Annotated in this window: 16 protein-coding genes; 7 read left to right on the top strand and 9 right to left on the bottom strand. The window is 62.3% G+C overall.

Annotation, left to right across the window (positions count from 1 at the left end; genetic code table 11):
* Positions 1-12: 12 nt before the first annotated feature.
* Together arcA and arcD (C4J91_RS21500) are read right to left on the bottom strand one after the other, a co-directional pair.
* On the bottom strand, positions 13-1,269 hold the full coding sequence (gene arcA / locus C4J91_RS21505) for an arginine deiminase (protein ID WP_124364158.1): 1,257 nt from the start codon (positions 1,267-1,269) through the stop codon (positions 13-15).
* Positions 1,270-1,294: 25 nt separating this feature from the next.
* Positions 1,295-2,722, bottom strand: a complete 1,428-nt coding sequence (gene arcD, locus C4J91_RS21500; protein ID WP_124364157.1) for an arginine-ornithine antiporter — start codon at positions 2,720-2,722, stop codon at positions 1,295-1,297.
* A gap of 401 nt (positions 2,723-3,123) precedes the next feature.
* Here arcD (C4J91_RS21500) and arcD (C4J91_RS21495) point away from each other — a divergent pair, with 401 nt between their 5' ends.
* A complete protein-coding gene (gene arcD / locus C4J91_RS21495; RefSeq protein ID WP_124364156.1) occupies positions 3,124-4,551 on the top strand; it encodes an arginine-ornithine antiporter in 1,428 nt (475 codons plus the stop codon).
* Positions 4,552-4,570: 19 nt separating this feature from the next.
* On the opposite strand, the gene C4J91_RS21490 is transcribed toward arcD (C4J91_RS21495), so the two are convergent.
* The 7 genes from C4J91_RS21490 to C4J91_RS21460 all read right to left on the bottom strand — a co-directional run bounded on the left by C4J91_RS21490 (position 4,571) and on the right by C4J91_RS21460 (position 10,159).
* Positions 4,571-5,920 carry a CoA transferase gene (locus C4J91_RS21490; protein WP_124364155.1) on the bottom strand — a complete coding sequence of 450 codons (1,350 nt, stop codon included), beginning with the start codon at positions 5,918-5,920 and terminating at the stop codon, positions 4,571-4,573.
* A 40-nt stretch (positions 5,921-5,960) separates the two neighbouring features.
* Positions 5,961-7,304 carry a HAMP domain-containing sensor histidine kinase gene (locus tag C4J91_RS21485; protein ID WP_124364154.1) on the bottom strand — a complete coding sequence of 448 codons (1,344 nt, stop codon included), beginning with the start codon at positions 7,302-7,304 and terminating at the stop codon, positions 5,961-5,963.
* Positions 7,305-7,371: 67 nt separating this feature from the next.
* Positions 7,372-7,833, bottom strand: coding sequence for an LTXXQ domain protein (locus tag C4J91_RS21480; protein WP_124364153.1), 462 nt, complete (start codon positions 7,831-7,833; stop codon positions 7,372-7,374).
* Positions 7,834-8,062: 229 nt separating this feature from the next.
* On the bottom strand, positions 8,063-8,740 hold the full coding sequence (locus tag C4J91_RS21475) for a response regulator transcription factor (protein WP_124364152.1): 678 nt from the start codon (positions 8,738-8,740) through the stop codon (positions 8,063-8,065).
* Between the two features lie 7 nt (positions 8,741-8,747).
* The gene (locus C4J91_RS21470; RefSeq protein ID WP_124364151.1) at positions 8,748-9,155 is read right to left on the bottom strand and encodes a translation initiation factor 2; all 408 of its coding nucleotides are present in this window, start codon (positions 9,153-9,155) and stop codon (positions 8,748-8,750) included.
* A gap of 106 nt (positions 9,156-9,261) precedes the next feature.
* Entirely contained in the window at positions 9,262-9,561 is a 300-nt protein-coding gene (locus C4J91_RS21465; RefSeq protein ID WP_124364150.1) for a YciI family protein, read from the bottom strand.
* Position 9,562: 1 nt separating this feature from the next.
* Positions 9,563-10,159: a septation protein A gene (locus tag C4J91_RS21460; RefSeq protein ID WP_124364149.1), complete on the bottom strand. Its 597-nt coding sequence runs from the start codon at positions 10,157-10,159 to the stop codon at positions 9,563-9,565.
* 87 nt (positions 10,160-10,246) lie between these two features.
* Here C4J91_RS21460 and C4J91_RS21455 point away from each other — a divergent pair, with 87 nt between their 5' ends.
* The 6 genes from C4J91_RS21455 (at position 10,247) to rluB (ending at position 15,166) form a co-directional block, all read left to right on the top strand.
* Positions 10,247-11,110, top strand: coding sequence for a PHP domain-containing protein (locus tag C4J91_RS21455; RefSeq protein WP_124364148.1), 864 nt, complete (start codon positions 10,247-10,249; stop codon positions 11,108-11,110).
* A gap of 13 nt (positions 11,111-11,123) precedes the next feature.
* On the top strand, positions 11,124-11,753 hold the full coding sequence (locus tag C4J91_RS21450) for an L-threonylcarbamoyladenylate synthase (protein WP_124364147.1): 630 nt from the start codon (positions 11,124-11,126) through the stop codon (positions 11,751-11,753).
* 120 nt (positions 11,754-11,873) lie between these two features.
* Positions 11,874-12,572, top strand: a complete 699-nt coding sequence (locus C4J91_RS21445) for a ScpA family protein (RefSeq protein ID WP_177412781.1) — start codon at positions 11,874-11,876, stop codon at positions 12,570-12,572.
* Positions 12,573-12,584: 12 nt separating this feature from the next.
* Positions 12,585-13,499, top strand: a complete 915-nt coding sequence (scpB, locus tag C4J91_RS21440) for an SMC-Scp complex subunit ScpB (protein WP_124364145.1) — start codon at positions 12,585-12,587, stop codon at positions 13,497-13,499.
* Positions 13,500-13,618: 119 nt separating this feature from the next.
* Entirely contained in the window at positions 13,619-13,810 is a 192-nt protein-coding gene (locus C4J91_RS21435; protein ID WP_124364144.1) for a DUF1289 domain-containing protein, read from the top strand.
* 144 nt (positions 13,811-13,954) lie between these two features.
* Positions 13,955-15,166, top strand: coding sequence for a 23S rRNA pseudouridine(2605) synthase RluB (rluB, locus tag C4J91_RS21430; RefSeq protein WP_124364143.1), 1,212 nt, complete (start codon positions 13,955-13,957; stop codon positions 15,164-15,166).
* Positions 15,167-15,178 lie beyond the last annotated feature (12 nt).

The following is a 15,178-nucleotide window of genomic DNA, read 5'->3' as shown; positions in this document are numbered from 1 at the left end:
GATGGAGTCTCCTTAATAGTCGATAGGGTCGCGGATGATCGGGCAGGTCATGCAGTGGCCGCCGCCACGGCCCCGACCGAGTTCACCGGCGCTGATGGTGATGACTTCCACCCCGGCCTTGCGCAGCAAGGTATTGGTGTAGGTGTTGCGGTCGTAGCCGATCACCACGCCCGGCTCCACGGCCACCACGTTGTTGCCGTCATCCCATTGTTCGCGTTCGGCGGCGAAGCTGTTGCCGCCGGTCTCGACCACGCGCAGCGCCTTGAGGTTGAGCGCTGCGGCAACGGTGTCGAGGAAATTGGTAGTCTCCCGTTGGATATCGATACCGTGGGGTTTGCTGTCGTCCGGGCGCAGGGTGAAGGGCACGATCTGGTTGACCACTTCGGGGAAGATGGTGACCAGATCGCGGTCGCAGAAACTGAACACCGTGTCCAGGTGCATTGCCGCGCGGGACTTGGGCAGGCCGGCCACGATCACGCGTTCCACGGCGTTGTTCTTGAACAGGTTGCGCGCCAGTTGGCCGATGGCCTGGTGCGACGAGCGCTCGCCCATGCCAATCAAAACCACGCCGTTGCCGATCGGCATCACGTCGCCGCCTTCCAGCGTGGCGGCGCCGTGCTCCTGGTCGGGGTCGCCGTACCAGATCTGGAAGTCGGCGTTGGTGAACTCAGGGTGGAATTTATAGATGGCGCTGGTCAGCAGGGTTTCCTGGCGTCGCGCCGGCCAGTACATCGGGTTGAGCGTCACGCCGCCGTAGATCCAGCAGGTAGTGTCGCGGGTGAACTGGGTATTGGGCAGCGGCGGCAGGATGAAACTGGCGTGGCCGAGGAAGTCGCGGAACATCTCGATGGTCCGGCCGCCGAAGCTGCTCGGCAAGTCATCGGCCGACACGCCGCCGATCAGGAACTCGGTGATCTTGCGCGGCTCCAGGCTGCGCAGCCAGGAACCGACTTCGTCAACCAGGCCCAGGCCGACGGTATTGGCGGTGATCTTGCGCTGCAGAATCCAGTCCAGCGCTTCGGGGATAGCGACGATGTCGGTCAGCAGGTTGTGCATTTCCAGCACATCAATGTCCCGCTCGCGCATCTTGGTCACGAAGTCGAAATGGTCGCGCTTGGCCTGGGCGACCCACAGCACATCATCGAACAGCAGCTCGTCGCAGTTGTTGGGGGTCAGCCGCTGGTGGGCCAAGCCTGGGGAGCACACCATGACTTTGCGCAGTTTGCCGGCTTCGGAATGAACGCCGTACTTCACTTTTTCCGTGGTCATTTCAGATCCTCCAGTGGACATGCAATTACAGCGTCAGGAAGCCGTCGTAGAGGCCATAGGCAGCCACCAGGGCGCCAACGATCACTGCGGCGAAAATCAGCTTCTCGACGTTGGTGAATATCGGTTTGCCCAGTTCACGCTTGGCCTTGGCGAACAGGATCGCGCCGGGGGCGTAGAGCAGGGCGGACAGCAGCAGGTATTTAGTGCCGCCGGCGTAGAGCAGCCAGATCGCGTAGATCAGGGCGACGGCGCCGATGAACAGGTCTTTCTTGCGTTCTTTGAGGGCGTTTTCGTAAGTCTCGCCGCGCACCGCCAGCAACAGCGCATACGCCGCCGACCATAGGTACGGCACCAGAATCATCGAGGTAGCGAGGTAGATCAGCGACAGGTAGGTGCTGGCGGAAAACAGCGTGATCACCAGGAACACTTGCACCATTGCGTTGGTCAGCCACAGGGCGTTGACCGGCACGTGGTTGGCGTTTTCCTTGCGCAGGAAGGCCGGCATGGTGTGGTCCTTGGCGGCGGCGAACATGATCTCCGCGCACAGCAACACCCACGACAGCAGTGCCCCCAGCAGCGAAATGATCAAGCCGACACTGATCAGCACCGCGCCCCAGTGACCCACCACATGCTCCAGCACGGCGGCCATCGACGGGTTCTGCAGCTTGGCCAGTTCCGGCTGGGTCATGATCCCCAGGGACAGCACGTTCACCAGCATCAAAAACAGCAGCACGGTAATAAAGCCAATCACCGTGGCCTTGCCCACATCGGAGCGTTTCTCCGCCCGGGACGAAAAGATGCTCGCGCCTTCGATACCGATGAACACCCACACGGTGACCAGCATCATGTTGCGCACCTGGTTCATCACGCTGCCCAGGTCCGGATTTTTCACGCCCCAGATGTCAGCGGTGAAGATGTCCAGCTTGAACGCGAACAGCGCGATCAATACGAACAGCACCAGTGGCACTACTTTGGCGACGGTGGTCACCAAGTTGATGAACGCCGCCTCCTTGATTCCGCGTAGCACCAGAAAATGCACGGCCCACAGCAACACCGAGGCGCCAATCACAGCGGCCGGGGTGTTGCCTTCGCCAAAGATCGGGAAAAAATAGCCCAGGGTGCTGAACAGCAGCACGAAATAACCGACGTTGCCCAGCCAGGCACTGATCCAGTAACCCCAGGCCGACGAGAAACCCATGTAGTCGCCGAAACCGGCCTTGGCGTAGGCGTAGACACCGCCGTCGAGGTCCGGCTTGCGGTTGGCGAGGGTCTGGAACACGAACGCGAGGGTCAGCATGCCGACGGCGGTAATCACCCAGCCAATCAACACCGCGCCCACATCGGCACTGGCGGCCATGTTTTGCGGCAGTGAGAAGATCCCGCCGCCAATCATCGAGCCCACGACCAGCGCCACCAACGCGCCAAGCCTAAGTTTTCCGGGTGAATCAGACATTGTGTGACTCCAATGCAGGAGAGAGAGATCACAGAATAATTCCGTGGGCTAATCAAACAGCTGACTTAGATCACATCATCGGCACATTTCATTATGAATTAATGACTTGGGGGTGAAGGTTCGCGGGCGATGAGAAGCCCGAAGAGGCGCTTTGCAGAGCGCTTCCTCCCTCCTGATTAATCATTTGGTGGTGCATGGATGTATGACGCTAGTTGGTATTTACCAATGTGCAAACTTTTTGAGTAAGGTTTGACGAGTGGTTTATGCTGCACTTATTTAAATTCTAAATACGCCTAAACTTCCTGTTATTACATGCCCTTATGTTATGAAGGCTATGTTCATTAAACTGAATTAGTTGAATGCGCAGCTGTCCGCTGAAAAATTTAATTCGAGGAATCGTCATGTCCCACCCCGCACAGAAACTTCGGCTCAGTGCCCTGATCGCCTTGGTGGTGGGTTCGATGATTGGCGGTGGGATTTTTTCCCTGCCCCAGAACATGGCCGCACGCGCTGGTGCGGGCGCGGTGCTGATCGGCTGGGGAATCACGGCGGTGGGCATGCTGACCCTGGCCTTCGTGTTCCAGACCCTGGCCAACCGCAAGCCGGAACTGGACTCTGGCGTGTATGCCTACGCCAAGGCCGGGTTTGGCGACTACATGGGGTTCTCCTCGGCCTGGGGTTACTGGATCAGTGCGTGGATGGGCAATGTGGGTTACTTCGTGCTGCTGTTCAGCACCCTCGGTTACTTTTTTCCGGCGTTTGGCGAGGGCAACACGCCGCTGGCCATCGGCTGTGCGTCGCTGTTGCTGTGGGCTGTGCATTTTCTGGTGATGCGCGGGATCAAGGAAGCGGCGTTCATCAACCTGGTGACCACCGTGGCGAAGATCGTGCCGCTGCTGATGTTTATCGTGATTGCCGCCGTGGCGTTCAAGGCGGATATCTTCAGCCGCGATATCTGGGGCCTGGGCAACCCGCAAATGGGCAGTGTGACGGACCAGGTGCGCCACATGATGCTGGTCACGGTGTTTGTGTTTATCGGCATCGAAGGTGCCAGCGTTTACTCGGCGCGGGCCGAGAAGCGCGCGGACGTGGGCCGGGCCACCGTGATCGGTTTTCTCGGCGTACTCGCGCTGCTGGTGCTGGTGAATGTGCTGTCCCTGGGGATCATGAGCCAGCCGGAACTGGCGCAATTGCAAAACCCGTCCCTGGCCGGGGTGCTGGAACATATCGTCGGGCGCTGGGGCGCGATATTGATCAGCCTCGGCCTGGCGGTGTCGCTGCTGGGCGCGCTGTTGTCCTGGGCGTTGCTGTGTGCGGAAATCCTCTACGCCACCGCCCAGGACAAGACCATGCCGGCATTCCTGAAGAAAGAAAACGCCAACCAGGTGCCGGTCAACGCCCTGTGGCTGACCAACGTGATGATCCAGGCGTTCCTGGTGATCACGCTGTTTTCCGCCAGCACCTACACCACCCTGATTTACCTCGCCTCGTCGATGATTCTGGTGCCCTACCTGTGGTCGGCGGCCTATGCGGTGCTGTTGAGCGGACGTGGCGAAACCTACGAAGGCGCCCCGCGTCGGCGCATGAAGGACTTGCTGGTGGGCCTGATTGCCCTGGTTTACGCCGTATGGCTGCTGTATGCAGGCGGCCTGAAATACCTGCTGCTCTCGGCGCTGTTGTATGCGCCCGGGGTGATCCTGTTCGCCCAGGCCAAGCGCGAACAGGGCCAGCCGTTGTTCACCGTTGTGGAAAAAGGCATTTTCGGCTGCGTGGTTGCAGGGGCCGGCTTGGCGGCCTATGGGCTGTATAGCGGGGTGTTGTCGTTGTGAGGGCCTAATCGGGGGCAAGTCACCACTGAGGCCGGTGCGCCCCCAGTTCGCCAGCGGGCAAATCCCACTGCAGTGGCGCGCCGCTGATACTCAGCGGCGCCAACAAGCGATGCGCCTGGCCCCAGGCAGTCTGCTCAACCACCAGGCCTTGATCACGCGTATCTTCGGCCCGCAGCGGCGGTTGCTCCGGCACTTGCCCTGCCTCCACCAGCAGTTTCGCCGTGCGTGCCAATGACAAGCGCGCCGACCCGCCCCGGCCGCAGGCCAGGCGCTCGGTCAAGGCCCGGATTGCGCTGGCGGCCATCAGGTACCCGGTGGCGTGATCCAGCGCCTGCACCGGCAACGGCAGCGGTTTATCCGCGTGCTTCCAGGCCATGCCCGCATCGGCAATGCCGCTGCTCATCTGCACCAGGCTGTCGAAGCCGCGACGGTTACGCCACGGGCCACTCCAGCCATAGGCGTTGAGGCTGACGTCGATAAGGCCCGGCGCGATGCGTTGCAGTGCGTCGACCGAATAGCCCAACTGCTCTAACGCATCGGCGCGGTAACCGTGGAACACTATATCGGCGTCCTTGAGCAACGCTTCGAAGACCTGTCGGCCTTCGGCGCTTTTCAGATCCAGCCGCGCGCAGCGCTTGCCCAGGGTCATTTCCGGCACCACGCCGGGCTCGTCCCAGGTCGGCGAGTCGATGCGCAATACATCCGCACCCAAACCCGCGAGAAAACGACTGGCGACGGGGCCGGCCAATACGCGGGTCAAGTCCAGCACCTTGATGCCGGCCAGTGGGCGGGCCGCTGTGCCGAGCCAAGGTGTGTCACGACTGGTTTCGCAGGCCTGACGCTGTACCAGTGGCTCGGCATTCACTGCCAAGCCTTGAGGGTGACTTTGCCAGGCGTGCCACGAACGCATCTGCGCCGCGCAACCGCCCGCGTCGACAATCGCCTGTTCCAGTTCGGCGGCGTTCCATTTGGCGACGTGACGCGCCATTTGCGCACGCTCAGTAACCTTGCCCAGCACCCGTTCGACCGCTGCGCGGTGATGGGGCGCATTGGTGTGCAAGCGAATCCAGCCGTCGGTGCTGGCGTAGTCACCGGCTATCGGGTCCCACAGCGGGGGCACCTGCCAACCCAGCGGGCGAATCGATGAGGCAAACCAGAATGAGGCGAGGCGACGGTCCACGCTGACGCTGGGCAAGCGTGCGGTCTGTTGCCGGATAAGCTCGGCGACGGCCTGGCCGGCGGCGCCGATGCTGGCGGCGGCCAGGTCAGTCACGGCGAAGGCCGAGGGCAGGGCGCCGGGCTCGTTCAGGGGCAGCGGGGTGTGCGGTAGATCGAGTGCCGCTTGGATGGATGTCAGCAGGTCAGTCATCTAAGGCCCTCCGTGAGAGAAGGGCCACTATAGAAGATCGTCAGGCCGGTGTGACAACCCCCGGCACCAACGGCAGTTCGATACTGGCGACAAAGCCGCCGTCGGCATGATTGGCCAGGATCAGGTTGCCGCCATGGCGTTCGGCGGCGCGACGGGCGATCGCCAGGCCCAGGCCGTGACCTTGCGCTGTCTGGCCCGGGGCGCGGTAGAACGGCTCGCCCAGTTGGCTCAGGTGCTCGGCTTCAACGCCGGGGCCATGGTCGCGCACGCTGATCAAAATGCGCTCGCCGCGCTGCTGTGCCTGCAGCTCGATGGGTTGGCCGGCCGGGTTGAAACGCTGGGCATTGCGCAGCAGGTTATCCACGGCGCGTTCGATCATGGTCGGCCAGCCTTTGAGGCGCAGGTCGGGTTCAGTGGTCAGTTGCACGGCTTGCTCGGGCGCGCTGAGCTGGGCGTCCTTTTGCAGCGTCTGGAGCAACAGGTTGAGGTCGACCTCTTCGGCGCTGGCGTTGTCGGCATCCACCCGGGCCAGTACCAGGATCTCGCTGATCAGGGCTTCCAGGCGGTCACACTCGCGGGTCAGGCGCGGCCACAGTTTTTCCCGTTCTTCGGGGCTGGCGCGCTCGGCCAGGGCCAGGGCGATACGCAAGCGGGCCAGGGGCGAACGCAGTTCGTGGGAGACGTCGCGCAGCAGTTGGCGCTGGCTGGCGATCAGGCTTTGCAGGCGTGCGCCCATGCGGTTGAAATCGGTGGCCAGCACGCCGAATTCATCGCGGCGGTTGGCCAATTGCGCCAGGCTGTTCTGCTGGTACGTGGCTTGGCCCAGGTCATGCACCGCGCCGCGCAGGCGGCTCAGCGGACGGGTGATGGACAATGTCACCAACAGGCTGAACAGGGTCAGCACCACCAGGGCAATGGCCAGGGCGCTGAACGGCCACAGCAGGCTGCTGCGGTGCCAGGCGTCGAGTTCCGGATGCGGAATGCGGTAGATCAGCAGGTAGGTGTCGCCGGTTTTTTCGCTGGTGTACTCGGCGGTCAGGCGCCGCCAGGGCAGGTGGCCGTCCTGGCTGTCATTCTGCCGTGCTTCGAAGGCCGCGGCGCGGCGTGGGAACGTGCCGCGTACCACCGGCTCGCCGCCTTCGTTCAGCACTTGCACGTCAATGTGATACTGGCGCTTGCGTTGCTGCAGCAACTCCTGGGCAGCGTCTTCGCCTTGGGCTTCGTAGAGTTGCGTCCACTCTTGCGCCAGGTTGTTGAGGCCGGGATGACGGCTGAGAATCCAGGCGTCCTGGTTCAGCATATGCCCAAGCAGGATCGACAATCCGGCAACCAGGGCGATGGCCAGCCAGAAACTCGCCAGGATGCGCCAGAACAATGAACGCACGGGAAACCCTCAAATAGGAAAAGCCCAGTGGCGGGGCCACTGGGCTGGGAGCATTAACGCGAGGGCATTATTGCGCTTTTTGCGGTTGTTGCGCTTTCCAGGCCTGGAATTCTTTCCATTCGGCACGACGCTGCTCTTGCTGCTTGACGATCTCGTCGAACCTCTTCTGCTGGTCGGGTTTGAGCACGGCGCGGATGTCGGCCTGGGTTTTCTGCTTGCCGGCGGCGATCTCGTCCTGCATGGCTTTCTGGTCAGCGGCCGGCAGTTTGGCCAGGTACTTTTGGGTCAGGTCTTTGCGAGCGTGCCATTGGTCACCCATCAGCTTGCGAATCTGCTCGCGTTGTTCCTTGCTCAAATCCAACTGGCTGAACGGGCCACCTTTACCACGCGGGCCATGTTCACCGTGGCCTGGGCCACCCATCATGTGGCCTTCCGGGCCGCCCATCGGGCCTGGGCCTTCAGGCATGGCGGCCATGGCGACGGTAGGCAGTGCGGCGGCGAACATCAAAGCGATAAGGGTCTTGCGCATGGGGATTCTCCTGTCTCTATTCCGGTGAGTCCGGATGTGAGTAGGTTACGCAGGACAAGGTCAGCGGCGGTCAGGGGAGGGTAAAGGTTTGGTAAGGGTGAGGCGGCGGCCCTGATCGTTCCCACGCTCTGCGTGGGAATGCATCCCGTGACGCTGCGCGTCACCCAAGCGCAAGGCGGGACGCGGAGCGTCCAGGCGGCATTCCCACGCGGAGCATGGGAACGATCGCTCAAGGCGCGTAATAGTAACCACGGCTGCGCAGCGCCACGATCCGCGGACGGCCGTCCGGGTGTGGGCCAATTTTCTTGCGCAGGTTGCTGACGTGCATGTCCAGGCTGCGATCGTACAGGGTCAACTTGCGGCCGAGGGCGATTTGCGCCAGCTCCTGTTTATCCAGCGGTTCGCCGGGCTGGCGCAGCAAGGCTTCGAGCAGGCGGCTTTCGGAGACGGTCAGGGTAAATTCCTGTGCGTCGATGCTGACCACGCCGCGCACCGGGCTGAAGCACAAGTCGCCCAGTTCCAGTTGGGTCGACACGGCTGCCGGATGACTGCGGCGCAGCACGGCACGCAAGCGAGCGGTGAGTTCGCGCGGATCGCAAGGCTTGGCCAGGTAATCGTCGGCGCCCAGCTCCAGGCCGAGGATGCGGTCCAGGGGTTCGCCCCGGGCCGAGAGCATCAGCACCGGCAATTCAGGGTGGTCGTTGCGCAATTGCTTGAGCAACTCCAGGCCGCTGCCATCGGGCAGCATCACGTCGAGCACCACTGCCGCCGGGGCGGTTTCGGCCAGGGCCTTGCGGGCACTGGAGCCGTCGTGGCAGGCGCGTACCTGGAAACCTTCCTGGCTCAGCCAACTGGTCAGCAGCTCACAGAGCTCCTGGTCATCATCTATCAGTAACAGCTCGCTCATGACTCACTCAATTTAGCCATTGTCGACGACGACGGTGCCCACCGCTGGCAAAGATGCCGCACAGCAAGGCGATCAGGGCGACGCCCGCGCCGGTGACAAACCATTGCTGCTGCTCGGTCAGCCATCGGGTCAAGGCACCGCCTTGTGTCTCTTTGAGTTGCTGGGCCAGGCGTTGGTTCTCCTGGCGCAAACGACTCAGTTGCGCGCTTTCGCGGGTAGCCTGCGTGCTTTGCAGTTGCTTGCTCAGCGCTTCGCGTAGCCCTTCGCTTTCTTTCAAGCGTTGCTGCAATTCGGTGATCTGGCTGCCGGCACTCAAGGACAGCGGCGTGGAGCTGCCGCTGCTCGAGGTCTCTTCAGCGTGGGCCGTCGCCCCGATCGTAAACACTGCCAACAGACACAACTGACGTAAGCGCATCGGAACTCCTGATTCCACACGGATATTCAGAACGTTGTCGGCAGGTTACCGGGAATGATGAGCCGGTGGGGCGGAGCCGAACCGTTTGGGTTCGGCGCCACCGGGGTCACGGCAGGACTTGCTTGAACGGCTTGATCACGACATCGGCGTAGACGCCCGCCGCCACATAAGGATCAGCCTTGGCCCACGCCTGGGCATCGGCCAGGGAGGCGAACTCGGCAACGATCAGGCTGCCAGTGAAACCCGCTTCGCCCGGCTCGTTACTGTCGGTGGCCGGGTGCGGGCCGGCCAGTACGATGCGGCCTTCGGTTTGCAGCTGCTTGAGGCGCTCGACGTGGGCCGGGCGCACGCTCAGGCGTTTTTCCAGCGAGTTGGCAACATCGGTTGCAATGATGGCGTAGAGCATGTCAGTCCTCGGTTTTCGGCGTGGTGGCGGCAGTGTCATGCAGGTGGCGCGACAGGTAGATACCTTGGCCGACCAGGAACAGCAGGGTCATGGCCAGGCTGCCGAACACCTTGAAGTCGACCCAGTATTCCTGAAAGGTAAAGGCCACGAACAGGTTGGCGGCACCGCAGAAGATGAAAAACACGATCCAGGCCACGTTCAGACGCACCCAGATCGGGTCCGGCAGGCTCAGCGCGTGGCCCATGATCCGCTTGATCAGCAGGCGATCACCAATGAAGTGGCTGCCGATGAAGACCAGGGCGAACAGCCAGTTGACCACCGGGGCTTTCCATTTGAGGAAGGTTTCGCTGTGGAAGGCGAGGGTCAGGCCGCCGAACACCAGGCAGGCGATGAGGGTCAGCCATTGGCTTTTTTCCAGCTTGCGCTGGGAGATGAAGATGGCGCCGTACACCACGATGGAGCTGATGATCAGCACGGCGGTGGCGCTGTAGATGCCGCCGAACGAGAGCTCGTGACCGGCGATGTCGATGACCCTGGGGTCGAGTTTGGTAACGATGAAAAACAGCAACAGCGGGATGAAGTCGATGAATTGTTTCACAGTAAGAGCCAGAAGCTGGATGTGGCGGCATAATAACAAACATCCTTGGTTGCGATAGCGCCAGCTGACTTGAGGTTACACACTCCCGTGAATGTTGATTTGCACTGCCACAGCACGGCCTCCGACGGCGCCTTGGCGCCCGCGGTACTGGTTGCGCGTGCGTTTGAAAAAGGCGTGCGAGTCCTCGCGTTGACCGACCACGACACCCTCGAAGGCCTCGATGAGGCCCGCACGGCGGCCCAGGCCTTGGGCATGCAGCTGGTCAACGGCGTGGAATTGTCCTGTACCTGGGGCGGCGCCACCATTCATGTGCTCGGCTACGGTTTCGAGCAAAACGCCCCGGCCCTGGTGGCGGCCATCGCCCGATTGCACGATGGCCGTTGGCTGCGGTCCGAAGAAATAAGCCGCAAGCTCAGCCTCAAAGGCATGCCTGGCGCCCTCGACGGCGCTCGGGCTATCCAGCAGGCGTTGGGCGACAGCGGTAATGCACCGGCCCGTCCGCACTTCGCCGACTGGATGGTGCAGGCGGGTTTCGTCAAGGACCGCGCCGAAGCCTTCCGTAAATGGTTGGGCGCGGGCAAGTTGGGCGATGTGAAGCAACATTGGCCGACCCTGGAGGACACCGTGCAGACCCTGCGGGCTGCCGGGGCCTGGGTCAGCCTGGCGCATCCCTGGCATTACGATTTCACCCGCAGCAAGCGCCGCAAGCTGATCAGTGACTATATTGGAGCGGGCGGCCACGCGATCGAAGTGGTCAACGGGCATCAACCCGCCGATCAGGTCGGCAGCCTGGCGATCCTTGCCCGCGAATTTGGTCTGCTGGTCAGTGCCGGCAGTGATTTTCATGGCCCAGGCGGCTGGTCCGAGATCGGCGAGTATCGCCAGATTCCGCAAGACCTGCCGCTGTTGTGGGGGCGATTCAAGCATGACCCCATTATTGCCACCGTCTGAACAGGTAGAGCTCGTGAGTCAATTCTTCCAGATTCATCCGGAAAACCCCCAGGCGCGCCTGATCAAACAGGCCGTGGAAATCATTCGCGCCGGCGGCGTGGTGATCTATCCAACGGATTCGTCCTATGCCATCGGTTGCCAGATCGGCGACAAGGGCGCGGTCGAGCGCGTAAGACGCCTGCGCCAACTGGATGACAAGCACAACTTTGCGCTGATCTGCAGCGACTTGTCCCAGCTTGGGCTGTTCGCCAAGGTCGACACCGGCACCTTCCGCTTGCTCAAGGCCCATACGCCTGGGCCGTACACCTTCATTCTCAACGCCACCCGCGAGGTGCCGCGCCTGTTGCTGCACCCGAAAAAACGCACCATCGGCCTGCGTGTGCCGGAACACCCGATCGCCCTGGCGCTGCTGGCCGAACTGGGCGAGCCGCTGATGAGCGTGTCGCTGATCCTGCCCGGCGAAACCGAGCCGCTGTATGACCCTTACGAAATGCGCCGCCTGTTGGAGAAACATGTCGACTTGATCATCGACGGTGGCTACGGCGGCAACAAAGCCTCCACCGTGATCAACCTGGCCGATGGCGAGCCGCAAGTGGTGCGTGTAGGGTGCGGCGACCCGACGCCGTTCATGGTCGAGGCCTGAATGTCGGTCGTGGAAACCGTCGATTCCCAGGCGGGGGCCCAGCAGGAACTGCCCTTCGCGATGGTCTATGGCCAGGCGGTCCTGGAAATGCCCCTGGACCTGTACATCCCGCCGGACGCCCTGGAAGTCTTCCTTGAAGCTTTCGAAGGCCCGCTGGACCTGCTGCTGTACCTGATCCGCAAACAGAACATCAACATCCTCGATATTCCCGTGGCGGAAATCACCCGGCAGTACATGGGCTATGTCGAATTGATGCAGTCGGTGCGCCTGGAGCTGGCCGCCGAATACCTGGTGATGGCCGCCATGCTCGCCGAGATCAAGTCGCGCATGCTGCTGCCGCGCGCGGAGACGGTCGAGGCCGAAGAAGATGACCCGCGCGCCGAACTGATCCGGCGCCTGCAGGAATACGAGCGCTTCAAGGCGGCCGCCGAAGGGATCGACGGTTTGAGCCGCGTAGGCCGCGATGTGGTGGTGCCCAAGCTGGATGCCCCGGAAGCCCGCGCGCGCAAACTGTTGCCCGATGTGAGCCTGGAAGAGTTGCTGATGTCCATGGCCGAGGTGCTGCGCCGTGGCGATATGTTTGAAAGCCACCAGGTCAGCCGCGAAGCCCTGTCCACCCGCGAGCGTATGAGCGATGTGCTGGAGCGTCTCAAGGGCGGCGGGTTTGTGCCGTTTGTCGAGCTGTTCACCGCAGAGGAAGGGCGCCTGGGCGTGGTGGTGACTTTCATGGCGATCCTGGAGCTGGTCAAGGAGTCCTTGGTCGAGCTGGTCCAGAATGAGCCGTTTGCGGCTATCCATGTGCGGGCGCGAGCCGAATAACGAGCTGAATCGATGAATCTGACTGAACCCCGCGAACTGGCACCCTTGCTGGAAGCTTTTCTCCTGGCCTCGGGCAAGCCGCAATCTTTGGAGCGCCTGTTCGAACTCTTTGAAGAGGCCGAACGTCCCGAACCTGCGGTGTTCAAGAAGGCGCTGGAGATCCTGCGCAAGTCCTGTGACGGTCGCGCCTTTGAACTGCGTGAAGTGGCGTCGGGTTATCGCCTGCAGATCCGCGAGAAGTTTTCCCCTTGGGTGGGGCGCTTGTGGGAAGAACGCCCGCAGCGTTATTCACGGGCGATGCTGGAGACCATGGCGTTGATCGCCTATCGCCAGCCGATCACTCGGGGCGAGATCGAAGATGTGCGGGGCGTGGCGGTCAACAGCCATATCGTCAAGACGTTGCTGGAGCGCGAGTGGATCCGCATCGTCGGCTACCGTGACGTGCCGGGCAAACCGGCGATGTTCGCCACCACCAAGGTGTTCCTCGACCACTTCAACCTGAAAAACCTCGACGACCTGCCGCCCTTGGCCGAACTGCGCGAGATGGAAGCCGAACCGGTGCTCGACTTCGACGACGCGCCGGTACCGGCCAGCTTGCAGGAACTGGCCGACGCCAGCGCCGAGCCGGAAGAGCCGAAAGACGAAACCAGTTTCCATACGTTGCTGTTGGAACTGGACGACATGGAGCAGGGCATCAAGACCGATTTTGATGATGTGCTGCGCGATGGCGCCGTAGAGCCTGAGATTCAGGTGAACGTTGAGCCCGAGCCTGACGTCGAAGAAGACATCCTCGGTGTTGCCGATGCCCGGGAAAAACTGCTGGCCGCCGTCGCGGCCCTTGAGCAGCCGCCGTTGAGCGATGAGGAAGACGAAGCCCGGGCGCTGGCCGAGGCCATCGAAAACGAACGCCGCCAATTCGAAGACTGACGCAATGATCGTTCCCGCGCTCCGCGTGGGAATGTCGCCTTGGACGCTCCGCGTCCGCTGTGACGCGGAGCGTCACGGGATGCATTACCACGCGAAGCGTGGAAACGAGAGCCTTAGCGATGACTTCCACCAAAGACCCCTGCATCAGCATCTGCAAGTTCAAACACGACATCTGCGTCGGCTGTGGCCGCAGCAAGCGCGAAATCCGTGCCTGGAAGAAACTCGACAAAGTCGACAAGCGCACGGTGCTGGCCGAAGCCGAGCTGCGCCTGCTGGCCCTGGGCGCCACCGGCCGGCGGAAAAGCAAATGATTGTGCCTGGATCGGCTAGTCTCTGATGCGCAACGCGCAGCATGCGCGTATGATTCGCGACCCTTTGCCGAGCTATTCGGCCAAAGCCCCGCTTTCAACACTCTTCAGGCCACGCCTGAATCGACCCACCGGGAGGTGCTTAAGATGAACGACAAAGACCAGAACGACAGCCAGGAAATCGGCCCAGCAGGCGAAAAACTGCAAAAGGTGCTGGCGCGTATCGGCGTGGGCTCGCGCCGCGACGTCGAAGCCTGGATCACCCAGAAGCGCATCAAGGTCAACGGCGTCGAGGCCACCCTTGGCCAGCGCGTCGACCTGCACGATGCAATCACCATCGATGGCAAAGTCATCAAGCGTGAAGAGGCGGCCGAATCGGTACGCCGCGTGATCATGTACAACAAGCCCGATGGCGAGATCTGCACCCGTGACGACCCGGAAGGCCGTCCGACCGTGTTCGACAAGATGCCCAAGCCCAAAGAGGGCCGCTGGATCAACATCGGTCGCCTCGACATCAACACCACGGGCCTGCTGATGTTCACCACCGACGGTGAGTTGGCCAACCGCCTGATGCACCCGTCCTACGAGATGGACCGTGAATACGCCGTGCGTGTACGCGGTGAAGTCGATGACGAGATGATCGAACGCCTCAAGGCCGGCGTGGTGCTGGAAGACGGCCCGGCCAAGTTCACCGACATCAAGCAGGCGCCAGGTGGCGAAGGGTTCAACCACTGGTACCACTGCGTGGTGATGGAAGGCCGTAACCGCGAAGTGCGTCGCCTCTGGGAATCCCAGGGCCTGGTGGTCAGCCGCCTCAAGCGCGTGCGTTTCGGCCCGGTGTTCCTGAACTCCGACCTGCCGATGGGCCGCTGGCGCGAAATGAGCCAGTACGAAGTCGACATTCTCAGTGCCGAAGTTGGCCTGACGCCGGTGGCCATGCCGCAGATGAACGCCAAGAGCAAAGACAAGCTCGAGCGTATGCAGCGTAAGTCGTCGCGCCCGGTGGCCCGTACCGAACGTGTTGCGCGCACCGTGCGCCCGGCGTTGAACGCCCCGGCCACTGGTGGTCGCATCTCGCGTGAGCCGCAGATCGAAGGTGAGCGTCGTCCAACCGCGCCATCGCGTCAGGAAGGTGACCGCACGCCACGTACGCCGCGCCCAGCCCCAACCGGTGGTCGCAGCAACCGTGGTGAAGCGGAGCGCCCCGCCGACAACGCCAGCACCAAGCGTCCAGCCAAGCCAGCGGCTAACAAGCGCCCTGGGCCGAAACTGGTGGCGGACGAGCCATCGGGCAAGCGCCGTGGCGCGCCGGCCGGTTCCGGCCAGCGTCCTGGGTTTGGTCGCAAGAAGCCGCAGTGATGTCTTAAGCGC

The sequence above is a fragment of the Pseudomonas sp. R3-52-08 genome, from assembly GCF_003851745.1.
Lineage (GTDB): Bacteria > Pseudomonadota > Gammaproteobacteria > Pseudomonadales > Pseudomonadaceae > Aquipseudomonas.
This window is presented reverse-complemented; position numbering and strand designations above follow the sequence as displayed.